This is a genomic window from Paraburkholderia gardini, from assembly GCF_907164545.1.
In the GTDB taxonomy this organism is placed as follows: Bacteria; Pseudomonadota; Gammaproteobacteria; order Burkholderiales; family Burkholderiaceae; genus Paraburkholderia; species Paraburkholderia gardini.
On the sequence record NZ_CAJQZB010000022.1, the window covers coordinates 44,480 to 67,018 of the forward strand.

Sequence of the window (22,539 nt, forward strand, 5' to 3'; positions counted from 1 at the left end):
TGGTTTTCAGCTGTTGTGGTTCAGTCGCCGCGGGTCAGCCGATATCGCGCTCAGCCTGCGTGCTTTTCGTGAACCACGTTTCGCAGTGACGCAACAGGCCGTTCAGATCCGACGCGGGCCGGCCGCGCGCCGCGATGTAGCCGTCCGGGCGCACCAGATAGAACGCGGGCCGCGTGCGGCCATAGGAATCGGTCAGCGTCGGGCCGCCCTCGCCCTGCACGTCGGTCAGACGCCAGATGCGCATCGCACCCGGCATGAGCAGCGCCACTTCCTCGACAAAGCGTTTCAGGTCCGCATCGCGCGCCGCATCGCGGGCGGTGACCGGATCGTGCGTGGCTTCTTCCTGCTTGTCCGGCGCGACCAGCAGCAGCAGCGAGAAATAAGCCGGATCGTGCAGATCGAACAGGCAGCCCACGCCCGGCGCGCGTCCCAACGGGCCGTCCAGCACGTGTACGTACGCATCGGGCGCGCGTTCACCCGCGCGCGGACCGCCGTCGAGCACACGCTCCAGCGTGAGCGGACTGCGCCGGTACTGGATCGACAGTTCGCTGACGGAACGGCGCGCGGCGTCGCGCAGCGGCCCGAGCGTGGACAGCACCGGCATCACGCGTTCGCGCAGCATCTTGAGCGGGCCATGATCGGCTTCGGCGAGATGCGTGACGAAACTCGTCTGCCGCAGCACGTCGCGTTCGATCGGATGACGTTCGATGTGATACGTGTCGAGCAGCCGGTCAGGCGCCTCGCCGGACAGCACACACGCGAGCTTCCAGCCGAGGTTGAACGCCTCCTGGATGCCGGTGTTCATGCCCTGCGCGCCGGCCGGGCTGTGCACGTGCGCGGCATCGCCGGCCAGAAACACACGCCCGGCGCGCAACTGGCCGACCATGCGGCTGTTCAGATGAAAATACGACGACCAGTTCAGCGACTTCAGCGTCACAGGATGCCGTACGCGTCGCCCGATCATCGCCCTGCATTCATCGAGCGAAGGCGGTGTGGACGGAATTTCCGACGGCGGCGGCGCCTCGCCGTTCATGCTCATGGCTTCGAACGGTTGAAGCGGATGATCGGCGATCAGCCGGTAGCGCTCCTCGCCCATCGGAAACATGCCGGCGAGCCCCTCGCCCGAGGCGAAGATGTGGAATTCGTCGTCGGGCCAGTCGACGTCGGCCTCGACGTCCGCGAGCAGGAACGTCTGCTGGAATGTCTTGCCCGAAAAGCTCACACCGAGCCGGTGACGCACGCCGCTATGCGCGCCGTCGGCGGCAATCAGATACGAGGGATGCAGCGTCTCGACGTGACCGTCGGCGCGTCGCAGCGTGGCGTTCAGTCCGGCCGAACCCTGTGCGAACCCGGTCATCTCGACGCCGCGCTCGATCGTGACGCCCAGCGTTTCCAGATGTCCGGCAAGAAGCCGCTCGGTGATGGACTGATCGATGAAGAGCAGATACGGATAACGCGTCTGCAACGGATCGAAATCGAGCCGCGCGCGACGCTGCCCGTTCGAGTAGAGATTGGCGGCACGCGCCCGGTGTCCGAGTTCGAGAAACGGTTCGACGATGCGATGCTGTTCGAGCAGTTCGAGCGTGCGCGCCTGGATGCCGATCGCGCGCGAATAAGGTGCGGGCTGCGACGCGCGGTCGATGAGACGTACTGGTATGCGCGCCCGGGCGAGGCTCATCGCGGCAGCAAGCCCGGTCGGACCCGCGCCGACGATGAGGACCGGCGGCGCGTCGAGAGGAACAGCGGCCATGCAGGGCTCCAGACACTGACACGGTGTCTAGTGTACGCCGCCGTATTTCCGTCCGGCGACGCACTGCGTCAATTGCGTGTCAATGGCTGGCCGCGTGGCGATCGAGCGCGCAGTGATGATCGGTCGTGCCGAGATCGACCTGGAGCGTTGCGTGATGCATCTCGAAGCGCTCGCGCAACGTCCTTACGATGCTGTCGATAAACTCGTCGCCCGGATGACCGTCGGGCATGACGACGTGCGCACTCAGCGCATTGCCGGTTGTCGACAGTGCCCACACGTGCAGGTCGTGCACGCCGGTGACGCCCGGCTGCGCGCCAAGGTAGTCGCGGATGCGCTGCAGGTCGACGCCTGGCGGTACCGCGTCGAGCGCGAGGCACATCGAATCGCGCGCGAGCCCCCACGTGCCGTACACGATCACCGCGACCACGACGATACTCATCAGCGGATCGAGCCACGTCCAGTTCGTGAAAAGAATCACCAGACCGCTCACGGCGACTGCCGCGGAAATCAGCGCATCGGCGGCCATGTGCAGAAACGCGCCGCGAATGTTGAGATCCTTCTCCTGGCCACGCATGAAGAGCCACGCCGAAAAGCCGTTGCCGACCATGCCAAACGTCGCGACGACGAACACGTCGAGACCGGCGACCGGCGCTGGATGGAACAGTCGCCCGATCGCCTCGGCGACGATCACGCCGCACGCAAAAAGAAGCAAACCGGCGTTCGCCAGCGAAGCGAGAATCGACGAACTGCCAAGACCGAACGTGTAGCGCGCGGACGGACGGCGCGTCGTCAGCCAGATGGCGCCCCATGCGAGCAGCAGGCCGAGCACGTCGGAAAGATTGTGGCCGGCGTCGGCGAGCAGCGCGGTCGAATTGGCGAGCACGCCATAGACGCCCTGGATCACGACAATCGCAACGTTCAACCCGACAGCGAGTGCGAACGAGCGGCCCTGCCCCGCTACGGGTGCGTGGGGATGGTGATGTCCGCCATGACTGTGACCGTGACCGTGACCGTGGCTGTGCACGGCGTGGTCGTGCCCGGCGTGATCGTCATGCTGGTGGGCGGCGTCTTCGGCATGCCCGTGATCCGCGTGACCGTGCGTGGCAGGTGAATGACCCGCGTGATCGCAACCCGCGCCATGCCGGTGCGCGGACGCGGACACGGGCACAGACGCGCGACGGTACTTCATATGCGAAGGGGACACGCGCGCGGTTTCGTCGCCATGGGCGCCGGAATCCTCTACCGATGACGGCGCGTGTTCGTCTTCCCGCTCTTCGGCCGGCTGGTTCCGGTTCGTCGTATTCATGATTCTTGATCCATGGAAAATTCCGCAACCGGCTCGGCCACGTGTTCGAGCATGCCCGCGAGCATCGCGCTGATATGCAGGTCGGCCGCCAGATAGAACACCTGCTTGCCCTGCCGTTCCGCGCGCACGATGCGCGCCGCGCGCAGCAGGCGCAGGTGATGGCTCACCAGCGAAGGCGACAGGCCCAGCAGTCCGGCAATCGCACCCACGGCGCGCCGGCCTTCCGCGCAGGCCAGCACGATGCGCAAACGCGTCGGATCGCCAAGCAGCCGGAACAGATCGGCGAGCTGGACGACGCGGTCATCCTGAGTCGAAGGAGTCATTGTCGATGTACATATGAACATTTGTTCATATGTTATGCGTTGCTGCCCGCCACGTCAATCCGGGTGCGCGGCGCCGAGTGTGGGAAAATGCGGCGTCTGTCTCACCGAACTGCCTTCCCACCGTCATGCAACCTGTATTTGACCGCGCCTGGGCGGCGCATCGTGACGGTCGACTCGACGACGCCGAGCGCGATTACCTCGCGACCCTCGCCGCCGACCCCGTCCACGTCGACGCCCTGCATCTGCTCGGCGTCCTGCGCCATCAGCAGGGCCAGCACGCCGCCGCCGCCGATCTCGTGAAGCGCGCGGCCGACCTGCGCCCGGACGACGCCGCGCTGCAACTGAATCTCGGCAACGCGCTGAAGGCGCTCGGCCGTCTCGATGGCGCGATCGAGCGGTTTCGCAACGCGCTCTCGCTCGCGCCGACGCTCCCGATGGCGCACTACAACCTCGGCAACGCGTACGCGGCGACCGGCCGTCATGAAGATGCCGCCGATGCCTTCCGCAGGTCGCTGCAACTGCAACCGGCGGATGCGTCGTCGCATAACAATCTGGGCAACGCGCTGCACGCGCTCGGTCAGCATCGCGAGGCCGTGGCCGCATTCGAGCGTGCGCTGACGCTGCGCCCGGGCCACGCAGGCGCGCACAACAATCTCGGCATGGCGCTCAACGCACTCGACCAGCCGGACGACGCAATCACGCAGTTCCAGGCCGCGCTCGCCGCGGAGCCGCGCTTTGTCGCGGCAAAATTCAATCTGGCGAACACGCTCGACGCACTCGGCCGGCACGCAGAAGCCGTCGCCGCGTTCGAAGCAACGCTTGCGATGCAGCCGCATCTCGCGCCCGCGCTGTTCGGGCTCGGCAATGCACTGGCCGCGCTCGGGCAGCACGCGCAGGCCGCGCAGCATTTCGAGCGCGCGGTCGGTCTCGATCCGGCGTTCAGCCTCGCGTGGCTCGGACTCGGCACGGCGCGTCACGCGCTCGGCGCGCTCGACGCAGCGGTGCGCGCGTTCAATCAGGCACTGCGTCTGCGCGACGATCTGGCGTCGGCGCATATGAACCGCGCGCTGGTCTGGCTCACGCAGGGCGACTTCGCGCGCGGTCTGCCGGAATACGAGTGGCGGCTCGAAACCACCGCGCTGCCGGTCAGTTTGCCGATGCCGCGCTGGCGCGGCGAGCCGATCGCAGGCAAGACGCTTTTCATCCACGCGGAACAGGGTTTCGGCGACACGCTGCAGTTCGTGCGCTTCGTGCCGCTTGTCGCGCGTCGCGATGTACGTGTCGTGCTCGAAGTGCAGCCGCAGTTGCTGCCGGTTCTCGCTCCCGCCGCGCAGGAATGGCGCATCACGCTGATCGCACAGGGCGCGCCGCGCCCGCACGCCGATCTGCAGTGTCCGCTCCTGAGCCTGCCGCTCGCGCTCGGCACGACGTTCGATACGATCCCCGCGCGCACGCCGTATCTCAGCGTGCCGCCGGCGTACCGGCGCAAGTGGCGCGGTTCGCTCGGCGGTCACGCGAAACGCAAGATCGGTCTTGCATGGTCCGGCCGCATCCAGCAGCACGAAAACCGCACGATGCCGCTCGCCGCGCTCGAGCCGCTCTTCGCGCTCGAAGGCATCGACTGGATCGTGCTGCAGCCCGACCTGCGCGCGGAAGAGCGCGCCGCGCTCGAAGCGCATCCGCGCGCCGCCTCGATCCATCACTTCGGGCAGCGCATCGCCGACTTCGCGGACACCGCCGCGATCGTCGAACGGCTCGATGCGGTCGTCTCGATCGATACGTCGATTGCCCACCTTGCCGGCGCGCTGCGCAAGCCGCTCTGGCTGATGCTGCCGTTCGCCGCCGACTGGCGCTGGTTCACCCGCGAGACGCGCAGCCCGTGGTATCCGGGCGTCGAACTCGTGCGTCAGCCGGAACCGGGCGCGTGGGACGACGTCGTGCAAACCGTCGCGCTCGCTTTACGCGACGCATAAGACAAAACCCCCACGTTCACGACGAACATGGGGGTTTCCGGATCGACCACTGCTACGTCACACGACACCCATCATACGATCCGTGCAATGCGTGGAATGCTTGCGGCGCGCACGCCGTTACGCTGTGCGGTACTGGTTGCGCGCCTCAGGCGTGCGATACAGCACGAGCGTCGAGATCAGGCCGACGATCGCGGCCACACCCATCCACAGACCCGGCGCGGCCTTGTTGCCCGTCGTGTGAATCAGCAGCGTCGAGATGGCCGGCGTGAAGCCGCCGATCGTCGTCGCGAGGCTGTAGGCAAGCGAGAAACCCGCGGTGCGCACCTCGACCGGCATCACCTCGGTCAGACCGACGACCATCGCGCCGTTGTAGCAGCCGTACAGGAACGAGAGCCACAGTTCGACCATCAGCAGACGCACGAACGACGGATCGCTGACGAGCCACTGCACAGCCGGATACGACGTGAGAATCGTCAGGATCGTGAACGTGAGCAGCACCGGGCGACGGCCGATACGATCCGACAGCGCACCCGAGAGCGGCAGCCAGATCAGGTTCGACACACCGACGCACACCGTCACCATCAGCACGTCGATCGACGACAGCTTCAGCACTTCCCTGCCGAACGTCGGCGTGTACGCGGTGATCATGTAGAACGACACCGTCGTCATGATCACCATGCCCATGCCGGCCAGCACGACGCCCCAGTTCTGCACCATCGACTTCATGATCTCGCCCATCGACGGACGATGCTTGCGCGCCTTGAACTCTTCCGTTTCCTGCAGCGAACGGCGGATGAAGAAAAGGAACGGCACGATCAGGCAGCCGATGAGGAACGGTACACGCCAGCCCCAGGCGGTCATCTGGTCGGCCGGCAGGATCCGGTTCAGCACCACGCCGATCAGCGCGGCGAACACCACCGCCACCTGCTGGCTGCCCGACTGCCATGAGCAATAGAAGCCCTTGTTACCCTTCGTCGCGATTTCCGACAGATACACCGAGACGCCGCCCAGTTCGACGCCTGCGGAGAAACCCTGCAGCAGCCGCCCGAGCAGCACGAGCACCGGCGCCAGCACACCGATCGTCGCGTACCCGGGAATCGCCGCTACCGTGAGCGTGCCGAGCGCCATCAGGCCGAGCGTGAGGATCAGCCCCTTGCGGCGGCCGTGATGGTCGATGTACGCGCCGAGCACGATCGCGCCGAGCGGACGCATCAGGAAGCCCGCGCCGAACACCGACAGCGACAGCATCAGCGAGGCGAATTCGTTGCCGCCCGGAAAGTAGGTCTTGGCAATCGCCGAAGCGTAATAGCCGTAGACCATGAAGTCATACATCTCAAGAAAGTTGCCGCTGACCACGCGGAATACTGTCTTGACCTTCGACTCGCTTGACGGCGATGCGTGGGACGCAGTAGACATGACATTCTCTGATTGGCCCCTCACCGTGCTGGCGACGACGAAGGGCAGTTGAAACGACCGCGGCGTCAGCGGAGACGCGCGCGGCAACATCGGGATGAGCATCAGGATGATGCATCAGAATTCATACAGAATGCTTACTAAAATCGCCTCGCGGCGGGCGGTACACTATGCGATTACCGCCCCTGTTTGCGCGCTTTCCGCCATGTCCGAACTCATCCTGCGTCCCGCCACCGTCGAAGATGCCGCGCTCATTGCATCGATCCACGCCGCCAGCTGGCAGGCCACCTATCGCGGCCTGCTGCCCGACGCGTTTCTCGACAACGACGTCGTGCAGGATCGCGCCGCGCACTGGCGGGCCCGGCTTGCGGCGCCGGGTGCCGAAAGGCGGCTCGTCGTGGTCGCCGAACGTGCGGGCGAGGCGATGGGCTTCGTGTGCGTCGAACGGCAGACCGATTCGCAATGGGGTGTGCTGCTCGACAACCTGCATGCGTTGCCCGCGCACCAGGGTATCGGCGTCGGCAAGCGGCTGATGCGCGCCGCGTGCGACTGGACGCGCACGCAGGGCGAGCGCCAGCTCTATCTCTATGTACTCGAGGGCAACGCGCCCGCGATCGCGTTCTATGAACGTCAGGGCTGGCGGGCAGCAGGCGCGGAGCCGGACTTCATGGGCGGCGTCGACATCACGGCACTGCGCTACATCTATCGTCTCGACGCAGATGCCGCGTAGACGACATGCTTCCGTTCGATGCAATGCAACGCGGAGAACCCGATATAACGCCAGGCACTTTCAGATGTTTCTGATCGTTGGCGCCTGGGTGCCAAGGCATCATCGGCCGCTTCCAGCTATGGCTTTTACCGAGACGGCCCGCGTCGGGGTCGGCCACTGCATGTCGCGGTGCATCGGCGTCGCGTCATACGTCGAACGGCCAACCTCAGCTACGCGGCATCGCGAGAAGAACGATGTCGACAATTCCCCTCACCTTGATCGAAGGCGCAATGGCGCTGCCCAGAACGCATCCGCTCGAACGCCTGCCTCGTTCGTTCGGTCGCGAATGGGCGCTGCTGCCGCCCAATGTCAGCTTTCGTGCCGAACTCAAGGCGCTGTATGCAGCGATGCTGCACACGTTCTGTCTGAGCGCCGACGCGATACGCTCGGCATGCCGGTGGGAACCGCTCAAGGCGAAGCGCACCGGTCCGGTGACTGCTTCGCATGTCGCCGGGCCATCGGGTTCGCCCGCGGCCCCGGCGCGCGCCGCGCATATCGATTTGCGGATACCGCCGGTTGCACCGCCCACCTCCACTCGCAAACGGATGGCTCTGGGTGGCGCGTGCGCCGTGAGCGGCGCGGCCATACTCGCGTGGATCGCGCTGTCGTCTTCTCATTCGCCACCGGATGCAGGCGGCCGCGATGCTGACAATGTCGCCAGGGCCGACGCTCCTGCATCACCTCGTGTGCCGTCGGCGCAAGATGCATTGCGCAATGAAGACGCCAGGCTGCCGGCTGGTTCCCGGGCGCCAGGTCGCGGACAGACCGCGGAAACGGTAATGAAAAGCGCATCGGCGGCAACGACTACAGCCGTCGCTGCATCAGCCGGTCGCGACTCAACAAGGCGCTCCACGCGCAAGCGCTCCACCCAAATCGCCCACGCGAACGTGAAGTCATCGCGCAAGTCCGCGCGCGATGCAACAGGCACGACGTACGCGAAATCGCTGAAGGCGGATCAACGCCGGGCCGCGCAACTCGCCGGAGTGAGCCGTCGTTCTGCCGCCTCGAATGTAGCCACGGCCACCACAGGTCAACGCATCGGGACAGCGCGTCGTCCCGATGCTGCGCTATCCGCCGCGGGGCGTTTCTCGCCCCATGCGGCGTCCACGGCTTCCACTGACGACTACGCGTCCATCAAGACCTGGGCCGCCACGCTGACAGGCAGCCCCGCGACATCGCGCACACCTGTCCGCACGAACAACGCCTCCGGCGACTGGATGAACGGCATGACGCAACGTCGCGTGACCGAGGTGCCTGACAGCTTCTCGCCATAACCGACAGCACCCCAAAAAACAGCCCGACACACATAAGCCGCTCCCCGAAAGCTGGACAACCGTCCAACCTCTTTGGGGGGAATGACGAATACACCGTGAAGTTTCGCCAGCAATTGGCCACGGAATATCTGACGGGGGATTACCGGGTCGACCGCCTACTTCCGCGGTTCGGCCATTTTCCTCTCCGCGACCGTCCGCTGTCAGGTCGACATTAGCAGCAGTCATTCATGTCAAGTCGCCCATGCGATGCGGGAAAACGAGCCTGACCAGACTGCGCTTCGCGTCCTGGTCTTCTTGCATACGGAGCAAGTGCTTCCCTCCCACAAGCGGCTCTTGTGTAGTCCTCGCCGAGCCTGTGACGAAGCGCCACCGGGTCCGCTCAGCGGTCGTCATTCGATACGGCTGGAGATACCGCTATGAACGTGAACGGGAAAGCTCTCTTTATCAGCATCTTGCTGCTGGCTGGATTGTTCTGCTCCGCGTCGCCTGCGTTTTCTCAGTCATCTTCCCCGACGTCCGAGACAGCAAAACAAACCGAAGCGCTGGTCGACAAAGCTGCGGCGTTGATTGACAGTAAAGGCAGGGAGGCGTTTTCCGGCTTCAGAGCGAAAGGCAGCGAGTGGTTCCACGGGGACACCTATCTGTTCGTTTACGATCTGAAGGCAAATGTCTTGTTGAATCCGGCCTTCCCGGCCCGTGAGGGGACCAATGTCAACGGTCAGAAAGATACCAACGGCAAGCTGTTTCACGACGCCATGATTCAGACGGCTGAAACGAAGGGATCGGGCTGGGTCGATTACATGTTCCTGAGACCCGGGCAGACCCAGCCGTCGCATAAATGGACCTATGTGAAGGCAGTAAAGATCAACGGAGTTCCAGGCCTGGTGGGTTCGGGTTTCTATTCGGAGTAGATTCTGGCTAGCCTCAGTCGATCACCGCACGGCTGCGTAAGAATCCGTTGTGGCGAGTGGTCACGTGTCGCAGTTGCGGGATCGTCGATGACGTAGCGTAGCGCGGCGAGTGAGGCTCCAGAGTGGTTTACGTCGGTACGTGAACAAAGGCGGCGTCCTCATGACACGATTTCTCATCAGTTTCATTCTGGTTCTGGCGTTGGGACCGTCCTTGCTGCCATCGGCGGCGGTTGCGCAGACGCCACTTGTCATCACGAAGCTGGCCGAAAAGAAGGTCGCCGAGTTGCCGCCCGGACAACTTTTCTGGCGAATAGAGCGCTTTACAACGCGCGGGCAGGCGCAAGCCGTCGCAGGCACCTGGGGACTGGTTGCCGAATCGGCGGGCAAGGTCTGGCTTTTCACGCTCGGCCCGGCGGGTGGGTCGTCAGTGGGCGGCACGAAGGTGGCCGAGGTAGGCCCCATCCCTCGAGTTATTGCGCCGCAGTATCTCCTCAGAATCAATGCGGCTAGTGGGACGCCTGGCAGCACAACTCCCGTGCATACTCATCCGGGCTCGGAGACCTTCTTCGTGCTGGCCGGGGCGCAAAGCGTTCGTACTCCAGACGGCGTGATGGTCGTTAAGGCTGGCCAGGTCGAGCCGGGCCACGGTGCTGGTGTCCCGATGCAAGTCTCGGCCAGTGGCTCGGCGGATCTGCACGCCCTGGTGATGTTTGTGCTCGACGGCACCAAACCGTTTTCATCTCCCGCAAATTTCCCGTGAACAGCGGTTTAACCGCCTCATTGCGTGGACATCCTCTTGTGGGCTTCGCTTCGCCGATACCTGTCATTTCGCACGTTGAGCGACCGCTTTCGGCCTTCGAATCCGATACCTTGTAATTCCGCTTCGGTCCGGTTACGGTCTACGGTCTCGTGAGCGCTAGTGTTGCAGTTCACACAATCGGTCTGTTTCGTTTCGGACAGGCACTGACGTCGCGCTATCGTGCGCCTGGCAAGCCTGCTTCCGTCTGACGCTGCAACTGCTGCACCTGCCGCTGCAGTTCACGCAGCTGCGCCTGCGCGCGGTCCTTCCCGGCGCGCAACGCGACCGCCTCGCCCTGCACCTCGCGTTGGTGTTCGTTGACCTGCGCCTGCTGCGTCCGCGCGACATCGAGGTCGGCCTGCAAGCGCTTTGCCCGGTCTTCCGACAATGCGATCACACGATCGAGAAACGCCTTTTGCGCCTGCAATCCGGTTCGATGGATTTCGATGTCGGCAAGCTCTGCTGTCTGCTTCACGAAGCCGGCGTAAATCGCTTCGGCACGCACATCGTCCTGCGACTTGATCACGCGCCAGAAATGACGGTCCTGAAACAGCGCGACGTAATACGTCATTTCCTGCGGATAAAAGAAGAGACTCGCGCCGTAGCTGCCGTTGTATGTGGTGCGCAATTCCACGAGCTTCGAATCGTGAATCATCTGCATCAGTTCGGCGACGTCACCCTGCGCATCGCCCGCGGCACTCGCGCCCGACGCGCCCTGCTGGGGCGGTGCGCTCAACTGCGGCGTCAGCGTGTTCATCGCGGGTCGCGTGCCGACGACAGGCGCCGAGGAGTCGCTCTCCTGCGCCTGCACCGCCACACCATGCAGCGACGCGCCCACCACCGCGAGCAGCATCGCGCGCCGCAAACATAAGGAGTACTTCATCGTGCATGCTCCGTGCAAATGCTGAATAGCCGACGATTATCGCGCGGTTTGACGGCGAAGCGAAGCGTTCTGAGCAACCCCGTGCAGACTTTAAATCGAGATAGATGAGCGCCCCGGCGATCGCATCAATCAGCGACGTCGAAGATCAATCGCGGCTCAACGAAGTGGACCCGCGCGAAAAGCGATGGAAATCCCAGGGGAAGGACAAAAGAAGACACAAAAAAACCGGCATGCGCCGGCTTTCCTGTCGATGTCGAAAACGGCGAGGCTAGAACCGGGTCTCGCGCGCGACGCGCAAAAACGTATCGAGCAACGGCGTGCAGTCGAGCAGTTCCGGACCGCCCGCACGGTGAAATTCCGGGTGCCACTGCACGCCCATCACGAACGGCGCGCGACGATACCGCACGGCTTCGATGATGCCGTCGGCCGCCGAGACCGCCTCGATGTTCAGGTCGCGACCGAGCGTCTTCACGGCCTGGTGGTGAATCGAGTTGACGATCGCTTCGCGCCGCCCCGGAAACATGTTCGCGAGCGTCGAACCATCCGGGAAATGCACAGCGTGACGATGCTGGTCGTACTGCTCGCTGACATGCACGCCGGCGGTCGGCACATCGGTGGCGATATCCTGGTAGAGTGAGCCGCCGAACGCCACGTTGATCAACTGGCAGCCGCGACACACGCCGAGCACCGGCTTGCCCGACTCGACGAACTCATGCAGCAGTTCCAGTTCGTACATGTCGCGAACGCGGTCGCCGGGCCACTCCGGCCGCGTCGCGGCTTCCTCGTAAGACTGCGGCGAGACGTCCGCGCCACCTTGCAGCAGCAGGCCGTCGAGGTGCTTCGCGTAGTCGCGCAGACGGATGTTGCTCGGATGCAGCATGCCCTGATGGCCGACCGTCGGAATCATGAACACGATGACGTCGCGCGACATCACCCAGTGCGCGATCGACTCTTCGAGGTATTGCAGCGTCTTGCCGCGCAGGCCTCTCGCGCCCGGTTCCGGATGAAAGATCCGCGCCGACACGCCGATACGCAGTGTGCGTTGCGTGATGCGCTGGCCGGCGCGATCGAACAGCTGCCGGGCGCGCGCGGCGATGATCCGTCCGAATACCGTCCACGCCGAATCGTTGTGCTTCAGATAACGCGGCGCCGAAGGCGGCAGCGAACTGGCCGGCGGCGGATTGAACGTGGCGAAGTCCGGCTGCGACGTGAAGCCCGGTGGCGGCGTACCCGGTGCGGGTGCTGCGCCCGCGGCGGTTCCGGTAGCTCCGGCGGTTCCGGTCGTTTCGGTCGCTCCGGTCGTTTCGGCGGAGGCTGGCGACGCACCGGCCGTGGCGCCAGCAGACGACGCCGGCGTACCCGTTCGCGATGTGCGGTCGCGATCGTGAACCGCGGCTTCCTGCTTCGCAGTAGCCTGGACGGCGGCCGCGCGTGCTTCGGCGGCGTCGAGTTGCTGCCGGGTCTTCGGTGTCGCGGCGGGCGTCACGGTCGACGCGCTCCGCGGATCGTCCGTCGATGCGCGGGCCGCGGCCTCGGGCGCGGCCGCTGGCGCCGTCGACGACCCCGCCGGCGCGGACTGCGCGTCGGGCGACGATGTGCCGGGCAAATCAGTGGAGGAAGGTGTAGCGCCGGGCTTACCCGCGGAAGCGGCTGCGGGTGTTCCAGGATTGGTTGGCTTGTTTTCGCTCATGACTGTGGGACAGGCGCGCCGTGTACGCGAACGAATGGGACACCGTCCGATTATCCGCCAGCCCGCCATCAGCGGCAAACCAGCAAACATTTGCTCACATTGTTGCGGCTTTTTTGCGAAAAACCGACGGTCAGGGATCCGGCTGCTCGTCGAAGGTGTCGCGCAGCGCGATCTGCATCGCCGCGTGAATCTTCACGCACCATCGCCACAACAGGGCCGCCAGCAGCGCGGCGCAGACCAGCACGGCGATGAGCAGACCTGTCGGCGGCAGGATCGCGCCCGAGAGCGCCGCGACCAGCAGGAACACGCCGATCATCGAGACAACCGGCACGAGGCCCGAGATCGCATAGCGGATGGCGTACGTGAAGCGTCCCGCCTTCCCGGGCTGCACGCTGATCTCGGCGAGCAGCAACGCGAGCGATTTCGTCTTGCGATACACGGCGACGAGAAACGGCATTGATACCAGCAGCGCCGCGCTCCATAGCACGACGCGCTGGTTCGGCTCCGAGGCGATCCAGCGCCCGATCCAGCGGCTGCCATACGACGAACCGTAAGACACCGCCAGAAAGATCGCCGCGACGAGCGCGAGGTTCACGGCGATCTGCACGACAATGCGCCGCGTGATGCTGAACAGGGTCGGCTCGCCCGTTGCCGGCCCCAGGCTGCCGAGCCATTGTGCGTACATGCCGAACAGGCTGGCAAGCGTCGGCGGCATGGCGTGAGCAAGACGGCGGGTCAACGGATCGGCCGCGCGGATCAGGTATGGCGTGAACAGCGTGGTGAGCGCCGACACGGCCACCGCGACCGGATAGAGAAACGCGCTCGTCACCTTCAGCGTCAGCCCGAGCGACGCGATGATGAACGAGAACTCGCCGATCTGCGAAACGGTCATGCCGACGCGCATCGCCGTGCGGCCATCCTTACCCGCAAGAAAGGTTCCGAGCCCGCACGACACGATCTTGCCGACGATCACGGCCACCGTGATCACCGCGATCGGCCACGCGTAATCCACCAGCACGGCGGGGTTGAGCATCAGCCCGATCGTCACGAAGAAGATCGCCGAGAACGCATCGCGCAACGGCGCGATCAGATGCTCGATACGATGCAGATGACGCGACTCGGCCATGATCGCGCCGATCAGGAACGCGCCGAGCGCGATGCTGTAGTCGAGCTTCACGACGAGCAGACAGAAGCCGAAGCAAAAGCCCAGCACCGACACGAGCAGCATCTCGTCGCTTTGGGCGCGCGCGACGTAGTTGAGCGCGCGCGGCACGATCAGAATACCGGCGACGAGCGAAACCGTCATGAAGAGCAGCAGCTTGCCGAGTGTCACGAACGCGACGCCCGTGTTGAGTTCGCCCGTCTGCGCGATGCCGGAGAGCAGCACGAGCATGGCGATCGCCAGGATATCTTCAACGATCAGAATGCCGAACACGAGTTGCGCGAAGCTTTCGCGCTTCAGGTTCAGTTCGGAGAGCGCCTTGACGATGATCGTCGTCGACGAAACGGCGAGGATCGCGCCGAGAAAGAGCGAGTCCATCTGGCTCCAGCCGAACGCGCTGCCGATCTCGTAGCCGAGCCACAGCATCAGCACGATCTCGGATAACGCCGCGACGATCGCCGTCGCGCCGACGCGAAACAGCTTGCGCAGGCTGAACTCGAGACCGAGCGAAAACATCAGGAAGACGACGCCGAGCTCGCCGAGCGTCTGGATGGTCTGCTCGTCGTGGATCAGCTGGAACGGCGGCGTGTACGGCCCGATGATCACGCCCGCTGCGATATACCCCAGCACCACCGGCTGTTTCAGGCGATGAAACAACACCGTGACGACGCCCGCGATCGCCATCACCACCGCCAGATCCTGAATGAAGCCGATGCCGTGATGCATACGCCCAGATCCTTACAAATGGTAAAGAAAGCATGGTAACCCAGCTGGACGAGAAGTCCCCTGCGCGCCGATCTACAATGCGAACGATATCGCCTGACGTGCGCCGCGCGGTGTTCCGGCGCCGGCCGGCACACCGGACCCGGCAAAACCGCACATTGCATCTTCCGCATCATCGACTGGACACGGACCGCCATGGCTACCGAATTCACGCCCTTCCCGCCGCTTGCCCAGCTTGCCGCCGATCTGGCCGCCGGCCGCACGACGAGCCGCCAGCTGGTTGAGACCGCACTCGAACGGATTGCCGATCCCGCCGGCCAGGGCGCGGTCGCCTTCATGCACGTCGATGCGGACAGCGCGCGTGCCGCCGCCGACGCCCACGATCGCCTGCGCGCCGCCGGCACCGTGCTCTCGCCGCTCGCGGGCATTCCGGTTTCGGTGAAGGATCTGTTCGATATCGAAGGCCAGGTGACGCGCGCCGGTTCCCGGGCGCTTGCCGGCGCCGCGCCCGCCACCGCCGATGCACTCGTCGTCGCGCGGCTCAAGCGCGCGGGCGCCGTGATCGTCGGGCGCACCAATATGAGCGAGTTCGCGTTCTCCGGGCTCGGGCTCAATCCGCACTACGGCCATCCGCTGTCGCCCTGGCGGCGCGACGTGAAAGGCGACGAACGGATTTCAGGCGGCTCGTCGTCGGGCGCGGGCGTATCGGTCGCGGACGGCATGGCGGCGGTCGCGCTCGGCACCGACACCGGCGGCTCGATCCGCATTCCGGCCACGCTGTGCGGCCTGACCGGCTTCAAGCCGACCGCCGCGCGCATCCCGAGACAAGGGGGCGTGCCCCTTTCGACGACGCTCGATTCGTTCGGCCCGATCGGCGTAACGGTGGCGTGCTGCGCGCTCGTCGACCGGATGCTGGCGGGGCTCGAGCCGCGCATTCCGGCCGCGCGGCCGCTCGAAGGCGTGCGGCTCGGCGTGCTCAATCATTATGTGACAGACGGCGTGGAACCGGCCGTCGCCGAAGCCATCGATGCCGCCCTCAAGCATCTCGAAGCCGCCGGCGCGATCGTAAGCGAAGTGCGCTTTGCGCCGCTCGACCGGCTGCCCACGATCAATCGCTTCGGCTTTTCATCGATTGAAGCGTACGCATGGCACCGTCCGCTGCTGGAAAAGCACCGCGAGGAATACGACCCGCGCGTCCGGGTGCGCATCCTGAAAGGTCAGCCCGCGAGTGCCGCCGATTACCTCGACCTCGTCGCCGAACGCCACGCGATGCTCGATGCCGCGCGGGCGCTCTGGCAGCGCTTCGACGCGATCGTCGCACCGACCGTGCCGGTCGTGCCGCCGCGCCTCGCCGAGCTCATCCACGACGACGACGCGTTCGGCCGTACGAACGCCTTGATCCTGCGCAATCCGAGCGCATTCAACTTTCTCGACGCCTGCGCGCTGTCGCTACCCTGCCACGCGCGGGGAAGCGCGCCGGTCGGCCTGATGCTGGCCGGCGAGCCTTATGGCGACGACGCACTGCTCGGGGTTGGCCGGGCCGTCGAAGCCGTCCTGAACACTATCCGTTAGACCAGCCGCGATACGGGCAGCGTTCGCGCTAGAATCGCGGTCACACTCACGCTACTTCGGCCCCTATTTATATCAAAATGGCTCTAAACCACCTCATGCATCATCGGGATCCCGTGCTGCGCAGCGAGCGCACATGGCTCGTCCTGCTCGGTCTCATCTGCGTCGCGCTGGTTGCGGGCGCACTTTATCTCCAGTTCGTGAAGCACGAAGATCCGTGTCCGCTGTGCATCATCCAGCGCTACTTCTTCCTGCTGGTCGCGATTTTCGCGTTCCTCGGCGCGCGGTTCGACCGCTGGCGCGGCGTGCGGCTGCTGGAAGTGCTGGCCGCGCTGGCGGCGCTGGGCGGCATCGTCACGGCGGCACGGCATATCCATGTGCTGGCGCACCCGGGTTTCAGCTGCGGTTTCGATGCACTGCAACCGGTTGTCGACAGCCTGCCGCCCGCGCGCTGGCTGCCCTCCGTCTTCAAGGTAGCCGGCCTCTGCGAAACGCCGTATCCGCCTATCCTCGGGCTTTCGCTGCCTACGTGGTCGCTGATCGCGTTCGTGATCACGTTCGTGCTGCTCGCCCTGAGTATCGTGCGCAACCGTCACCGCAGCTAACGCCCCGCTGCACGCATCCGCAAAAAACGCGCAGGCCGCGCCCATCGCGGGCCGCCTGCGCGTAAACACCTGGCCGGCTCCGGCACTCCTGTTTCTGCCCTCGTCGCACGCCCGCACCGGCCGCTCTCCCCCGCCCCGCATGGCTCCGCGATTTTTCCGGCGCGACGCAACCTGTCCGCGCGATACGAATCGTACGGATGGCATGACCGCAGGCTGATAGCCCGCATCATCGGACCGAAATACTTTCTGGTGCCCGACGGTGCTATCTTCGGTCATGGATGGCGATCTACGTGCGCGAGGCCGGCTACGGCACGACCCCATGCGTAACGCGCGCCCGGTCCGCAATGTCTTCTGGATTCGCCATGACAACGCACACCATCCGCTTCTTCTACCGTGGGTCCGTCCGTGAAGTGCGCGACGTGCCCGCGTCGCGCACCGTGCTTCAGCATCTGCGCGAGGATCTCCATTGCACAGGCACCAAGGAAGGCTGCGCGGAAGGCGATTGCGGCGCGTGCACGGTCGTCGTCGGCGAATGCGACGCGCACGGCGCGCTCACGCTGAAAGCGGTCAATGCCTGCATCCAGTTCCTGCCGACGCTCGATGGCCGCGCGCTCTTCACCGTCGAGGATTTGCGCGACGCCGGGGGCGCGCTGCATCCGGTACAACAGGCGATGGTCGACTGTCACGGCTCCCAATGCGGCTTTTGCACGCCGGGCTTCGTGATGTCGATGTGGGCGCTCTACGAGAACCAGCCCGCCAGCGCCGGCCTGCCCTCGCGCGATGAAATCAACACCGCGCTGTCGGGCAACCTGTGCCGCTGCACCGGCTATCGGCCCATCGTCGAAGCCGCGCAGAAGATGTTCGACTATCAGCAGTATCCGCGTGTGCCGCTCGAGCGCGCGCCCATCGCCGAAGCGTTGCGCACCCTCCAGCGCAGCGACACCTTCGAATACACCGCGCCCGATGCGCGCGGCGCGTCATTCGGCTCGCCGACGTTCTACGCGCCCGTCACCGTCGAGGCGTTCGCTGCGTTGCGCGCGCGGCATCCGCAAGCCCGCATTCTGGCTGGCAGCACGGACGTCGGTTTGTGGGTGACCAAGCAGTTTCGCGATCTCGGCGACGTGCTCTTCATCGGCAACGTGGCCGAACTGAAAACCATCGAGCGAGACGCGCAGACGCTCACCATCGGCGCGGCCGCATCGCTGGAAGACGCGTATGCGGCGCTCGCCGTCGACTATCCCGAACTCGCCGAACTCTGGACGCGTTTTGCCTCGCTGCCGATCCGCAACGCCGGCACGCTCGGCGGCAATGTCGCGAACGGCTCGCCGATCGGCGATTCGATGCCCGCACTGATCGCGCTCGGCGCCGAAGTCGTGCTGCGGCACGGCGGCGCCACGCGCACGCTGCCGCTCGATGCGTTCTACGTCGGCTATCAGAAAAGCGCGCTGCAACCCGGCGAATTCGTCGCGGCGATCCGCGTGCCGCGTCCCGCGCGCGATCTGCGCTTTCGCACCTATAAAGTCTCGAAGCGGTACGATCAGGACATCTCGGCCGTCTGCGCGGCGTTTGCGTTGAAGATCGACGCCAGCGGCACGATCGCGGAAGCCCGCGTCGCGTTCGGCGGCATGGCGGCGACGCCGCAGCGCGCGCCAAAGGCCGAAGCGGCACTGGCCGGCGCGTCATGGGACGAAGCCTGCGCCCGCAACGCGATGGACGCGATCACCGCCGACTATCAGCCGTTGACCGACATGCGCGCGTCGAGCGCTTACCGGCTGAAGGTCGCGCGCAATCTGCTGTGGCGCTTTCATCTGGAAACGCGCGACGTCGCGCCGCTCGCGCTGTCCGATGTGAACGCGTTCGCATTCGAGGCGGGCGAACCTGGCGAAGCAGCCGCCGATGCGGCAAGGGAGCCGTTGTGATGAACAGGCAAACCGATGCGTTCGTGACGCAATCCGCCGCTGGCGCCGCGTTACCGCACGAATCCGCCACGCTGCACGTGAGCGGCGAAGCGACCTACACCGACGACATCGTCGAACTCCAGGGCACGCTGCACGCGGCGCTCGGTCTGTCGCGACATGCGCACGCGCGCATCGTGTCGATGGATCTCGATGCGGTGCGCAACGCGCCGGGCGTCGTCGCGGTGCTGACGGCCGCCGACATTCCCGGCGAAAACAATTGCGGCCCGGTGCTGCACGACGACCCGATCCTCGCCGACGGCGAAGTGCTGTACCTCGGCCAGCCCGTTTTCGCCGTCATCGCTGAAAGTCATGAACTCGCGCGGCGTGCGGCGTCGCTTGCAAGGAGCGACGACGTCGTCCGTTATGAACCGCTCGAAGCGGTGCTCACGCCCGCCGAAGCGAAAGCGGCAAAGCAGTTCGTGCTGCCGCCCCTGCATCTGAAGCGCGGCAGTCCCGAAGCGAAGATCGCCGCCGCGCCGCATCGCATCTCGGGCACGTTCGAAGTGGGTGGACAGGAGCAGTTCTATCTCGAAGGGCAGGTCGCGTATGCACTGCCGAAGGAGATGGACGGCATGCTCGTCTACAGTTCGACGCAGCATCCGAGTGAGATGCAGCACGTCGTCGCGCATATGCTCGACTGGCCGACGCACAGCGTCATGTGCGAATGCCGGCGCATGGGTGGCGGTTTCGGCGGCAAGGAATCGCAGTCGGCGCTGTTCGCGTGCGTGGCCGCGCTCGCGGCGCACAAGCTGCAGCGCGCGGTCAAACTGCGCGCCGATCGCGACGACGACTTCATGATCACCGGCAAGCGCCACGACGCGATCTACGAATACGAAGCCGGCTTCGACGATAGCGGCCGGATTCTCGGCGCGCGCGTCGAGATTGCGTTGCGCGCGGGCTATTCGGCGGATCTGTCGGGCGCGGTGGCGACACGCGCCGTCTGTCACTTCGACAACGCCTACTATCTGTCCGACGTCGAGATCCTCACGCTCTGCTGCCGGACCAACACGCAGTCGAACACCGCGTTTCGCGGCTTCGGCGGACCGCAGGGCGCGCTCGTCATGGAAGTAATGCTCGACAGCATCGCGCGCCAGCTGAAGTGCGATCCGGTCGATGTACGAACCGCCAACTACTATGGCGTCGGCGAACGCGACGTGACACCGTATGGACAGCGCGTCGAGGACAACGTCATCGCGCCGCTGACCGAAGAACTGCTCGCGACAAGCGATTACCGGGCGCGTCGCGACGCGCTCGCCGCGTTCAACGCGACGAGCCCCGTGCTCAAGCGCGGCATCGCGATGACGCCGCTGAAGTTCGGCATCTCGTTCAACGTGCCGTTCCTGAATCAGGCCGGCGCGCTCGTGCACGTCTACAAGGACGGCTCGATTCTCGTCAATCATGGCGGCACCGAAATGGGCCAGGGGCTCAACACGAAGGTCGCGCAGGTGGTGGCGAGCGAACTCGGCGTCGCGCTGTCGCGCGTGCGCGCCACCGCGACCGATACGTCGAAGGTGGCGAACACGTCGGCGACGGCTGCCTCGACCGGCAGCGATCTGAACGGCAAGGCCGCCGAAGCCGCCGCCCGCACGATACGCGACCGGCTGGCCGCGCTCGCCGCGCAGCAGCTGAACGGCGCCGTCGAAGACGTGACGTTCGCCGACGGCATGGTGAGCGTCAACGGCGCATCGATCCCGTTTGCGCAACTGGTCGACGCCGCGTATCTGGCGCGCGTCCAGCTGTGGTCCGACGGGTTCTATACGACGCCGAAAGTCCACTGGAACGCGAAGACGCTCACCGGCCATCCGTTCTACTATTTCGCGTACGGCGCGGCGGTGTCGGAAGTCGTCGTCGATACGCTCACCGGTGAATGGAAGCTGGTGCGCACGGATGTCCTGCACGACGTCGGTCAGTCGATCAATCCCGCGATCGATATCGGTCAGGTCGAAGGTGGATTTATCCAGGGCATGGGCTGGCTCACCACCGAGGAACTCTGGTGGAATCGTGACGGCCGCCTGATGACGCATGCACCTTCGACGTACAAGATTCCCGCTGTCAGCGACACGCCCGCGGCATTCAACGTCAAGCTGTATCGCAACGAAAATGCCGAGCCGACCGTGTTCCGTTCGAAGGCCGTCGGCGAGCCGCCGCTGCTGTTGCCGTTTTCGGTGCTGCTCGCGCTGCGCGACGCGATCGCCGCAGTGGCGCCGGATGCGGATGTCGCGCCGCCGCTGCGTGCGCCCGCGACGCCCGAGGCGATTCTCGATGCGATCGACGCGATGCGGTTGCATGCGCAACTGCATGCGCGGCCAGCGCCGGCACCCGCAACGGCCGATTCGACAGCCTGAAGCCTTTGATACGCGAGTCGCCGCGCACATAACCGGCCTTACGGCGATCCCGTGAAGCCCTGTATGGAGAAAGACGGATGCAAACCTGGCTGCCCGATCTGCAACAGCTACTTGCTCACGGCGATGCCGTCGTGCTCGTGACGGTCGCGCGCGCCGAGGGTTCCGCGCCGCGCGATGCCGGCACCAGGATGATCGTCACGCGCGATTCCGCGAAGCATACGATCGGCGGCGGACATCTCGAGTGGAAGGCCATCGAGACCGCGCGTCAGGTGCTCAAGGACGGCATGCGTACGCCGCATCTGCGCAGGCTCGAACGCTTCGCGCTGGGCCCAAGTCTCGGACAGTGCTGCGGCGGCGCCGTGGTGCTTGCGTTCGAACGGCTCGACGTCGGCGATCTTGGCTGGGTGACGTCGCTTGCGAGACGCAACGCCGCCGGCCAGTCGACCGTGCGTAGCGTATCATTCGGCCCCGCTCCGGATGCCGTGATGCTGTCCGATCCGGAACCCGGCGTCGAAGGCGCCGACTGTCTGCTGTGGGACGGCGCCGGTTTCGACGAGAGCGGCGCGCTGCTCACCGAGACGATCGCGCCGCGCGACTTCGCCGTCGTGCTGTTTGGCGCAGGGCACGTCGGCGCCGCGCTCGTGCGCGTGCTCGCGACGCTGCCGTGCCACGTACTGTGGGTCGACGAACGCGACGCGCAGTTCCCGCCGCGCGAAACGCTTAACGCGCCGAACCTCACGATCGACGCGAACGACGCGCCCGACGAAGCCGTCGACCGTGCCGCGCCGAACACGTACTTCATCGTGATGACACACGATCATCGCGTCGATCTGGCGCTTGCCGAGCGCATCCTGCAGCGCGGCGACTTTGCGTTCTTCGGCATGATCGGCTCGCATTCGAAGCGCAAGCAGTTCGAGCACCGGCTTGCCGCCCGCGGCATCGATCCTTCGCGGATCGCGCGGATGAAATGCCCGCTCGGCGTGGACGGCATCATCGACAAGTCGCCGGAAATCATCGCGATCTCGGCGGCCGCGCAACTGCTCCAGGCCGTCGAAGCGCAGGCCCATGCGACGCAAACGGCCTGAG

General features: G+C 65.4%; 17 protein-coding genes. 10 read left to right on the forward strand and 7 right to left on the reverse strand.

Annotation, left to right across the window (positions count from 1 at the left end):
• Positions 1-34: 34 nt before the first annotated feature.
• The 3 genes from LPA37_RS16350 to LPA37_RS16360 all read right to left on the reverse strand — a co-directional run bounded on the left by LPA37_RS16350 (position 35) and on the right by LPA37_RS16360 (position 3,379).
• Positions 35-1,750: an FAD-dependent monooxygenase gene (locus tag LPA37_RS16350; protein WP_229013118.1), complete on the reverse strand. Its 1,716-nt coding sequence runs from the start codon at positions 1,748-1,750 to the stop codon at positions 35-37.
• Positions 1,751-1,829: 79 nt separating this feature from the next.
• Positions 1,830-2,939, reverse strand: coding sequence for a cation diffusion facilitator family transporter (locus LPA37_RS16355; protein WP_407672543.1), 1,110 nt, complete (start codon positions 2,937-2,939; stop codon positions 1,830-1,832).
• Between the two features lie 113 nt (positions 2,940-3,052).
• Entirely contained in the window at positions 3,053-3,379 is a 327-nt protein-coding gene (locus tag LPA37_RS16360) for an ArsR/SmtB family transcription factor (protein ID WP_228981245.1), read from the reverse strand.
• A 125-nt stretch (positions 3,380-3,504) separates the two neighbouring features.
• Between LPA37_RS16360 and LPA37_RS16365 the strand changes: the two genes are divergently transcribed.
• Positions 3,505-5,352, forward strand: coding sequence for a tetratricopeptide repeat protein (locus LPA37_RS16365; protein WP_228981247.1), 1,848 nt, complete (start codon positions 3,505-3,507; stop codon positions 5,350-5,352).
• 117 nt (positions 5,353-5,469) lie between these two features.
• On the opposite strand, the gene tcuC is transcribed toward LPA37_RS16365, so the two are convergent.
• Positions 5,470-6,768, reverse strand: coding sequence for an MFS transporter (gene tcuC, locus LPA37_RS16370; RefSeq protein WP_228981248.1), 1,299 nt, complete (start codon positions 6,766-6,768; stop codon positions 5,470-5,472).
• 202 nt (positions 6,769-6,970) lie between these two features.
• Here tcuC and LPA37_RS16375 point away from each other — a divergent pair, with 202 nt between their 5' ends.
• From LPA37_RS16375 to LPA37_RS16390, 4 genes are all read left to right on the forward strand, one after another.
• Positions 6,971-7,495 carry a GNAT family N-acetyltransferase gene (locus LPA37_RS16375; protein ID WP_228981249.1) on the forward strand — a complete coding sequence of 175 codons (525 nt, stop codon included), beginning with the start codon at positions 6,971-6,973 and terminating at the stop codon, positions 7,493-7,495.
• Between the two features lie 233 nt (positions 7,496-7,728).
• The gene (locus LPA37_RS16380) at positions 7,729-8,808 is read left to right on the forward strand and encodes a hypothetical protein (RefSeq protein WP_229013120.1); all 1,080 of its coding nucleotides are present in this window, start codon (positions 7,729-7,731) and stop codon (positions 8,806-8,808) included.
• Between the two features lie 416 nt (positions 8,809-9,224).
• A complete protein-coding gene (locus tag LPA37_RS16385; RefSeq protein ID WP_229013121.1) occupies positions 9,225-9,719 on the forward strand; it encodes a cache domain-containing protein in 495 nt (164 codons plus the stop codon).
• 160 nt (positions 9,720-9,879) lie between these two features.
• Complete coding sequence (locus LPA37_RS16390) at positions 9,880-10,479, forward strand: cupin domain-containing protein (RefSeq protein ID WP_228981254.1); 600 nt, start codon at positions 9,880-9,882, stop codon at positions 10,477-10,479.
• 214 nt (positions 10,480-10,693) lie between these two features.
• Here the strand turns inward: LPA37_RS16390 and LPA37_RS16395 are convergent, their stop codons facing one another.
• The 3 genes from LPA37_RS16395 to LPA37_RS16405 form a co-directional block, all read right to left on the reverse strand.
• Entirely contained in the window at positions 10,694-11,401 is a 708-nt protein-coding gene (locus tag LPA37_RS16395; protein WP_228981257.1) for a DUF2968 domain-containing protein, read from the reverse strand.
• Positions 11,402-11,669: 268 nt separating this feature from the next.
• Positions 11,670-13,091, reverse strand: a complete 1,422-nt coding sequence (locus tag LPA37_RS16400) for a gamma-glutamyl-gamma-aminobutyrate hydrolase family protein (RefSeq protein WP_229013122.1) — start codon at positions 13,089-13,091, stop codon at positions 11,670-11,672.
• Between the two features lie 130 nt (positions 13,092-13,221).
• Entirely contained in the window at positions 13,222-14,979 is a 1,758-nt protein-coding gene (locus LPA37_RS16405) for a cation:proton antiporter (protein ID WP_228981259.1), read from the reverse strand.
• Positions 14,980-15,171: 192 nt separating this feature from the next.
• Between LPA37_RS16405 and LPA37_RS16410 the strand changes: the two genes are divergently transcribed.
• From LPA37_RS16410 to xdhC, 5 genes are all read left to right on the forward strand, one after another.
• Positions 15,172-16,548 carry an amidase gene (locus LPA37_RS16410; protein ID WP_229013123.1) on the forward strand — a complete coding sequence of 459 codons (1,377 nt, stop codon included), beginning with the start codon at positions 15,172-15,174 and terminating at the stop codon, positions 16,546-16,548.
• Positions 16,549-16,643: 95 nt separating this feature from the next.
• Complete coding sequence (locus LPA37_RS16415) at positions 16,644-17,150, forward strand: disulfide bond formation protein B (protein WP_228981262.1); 507 nt, start codon at positions 16,644-16,646, stop codon at positions 17,148-17,150.
• A 362-nt stretch (positions 17,151-17,512) separates the two neighbouring features.
• On the forward strand, positions 17,513-19,069 hold the full coding sequence (xdhA, locus tag LPA37_RS16420) for a xanthine dehydrogenase small subunit (RefSeq protein WP_228981263.1): 1,557 nt from the start codon (positions 17,513-17,515) through the stop codon (positions 19,067-19,069).
• Positions 19,069-21,453: a xanthine dehydrogenase molybdopterin binding subunit gene (gene xdhB, locus LPA37_RS16425; protein WP_229013124.1), complete on the forward strand. Its 2,385-nt coding sequence runs from the start codon at positions 19,069-19,071 to the stop codon at positions 21,451-21,453. The genes xdhA and xdhB overlap by 1 nt, the downstream gene beginning before the upstream one ends.
• 77 nt (positions 21,454-21,530) lie before the next feature.
• Positions 21,531-22,538 carry a xanthine dehydrogenase accessory protein XdhC gene (xdhC, locus tag LPA37_RS16430; RefSeq protein ID WP_228981268.1) on the forward strand — a complete coding sequence of 336 codons (1,008 nt, stop codon included), beginning with the start codon at positions 21,531-21,533 and terminating at the stop codon, positions 22,536-22,538.
• The last annotated feature ends 1 nt before the right edge of the window (position 22,539 follow it).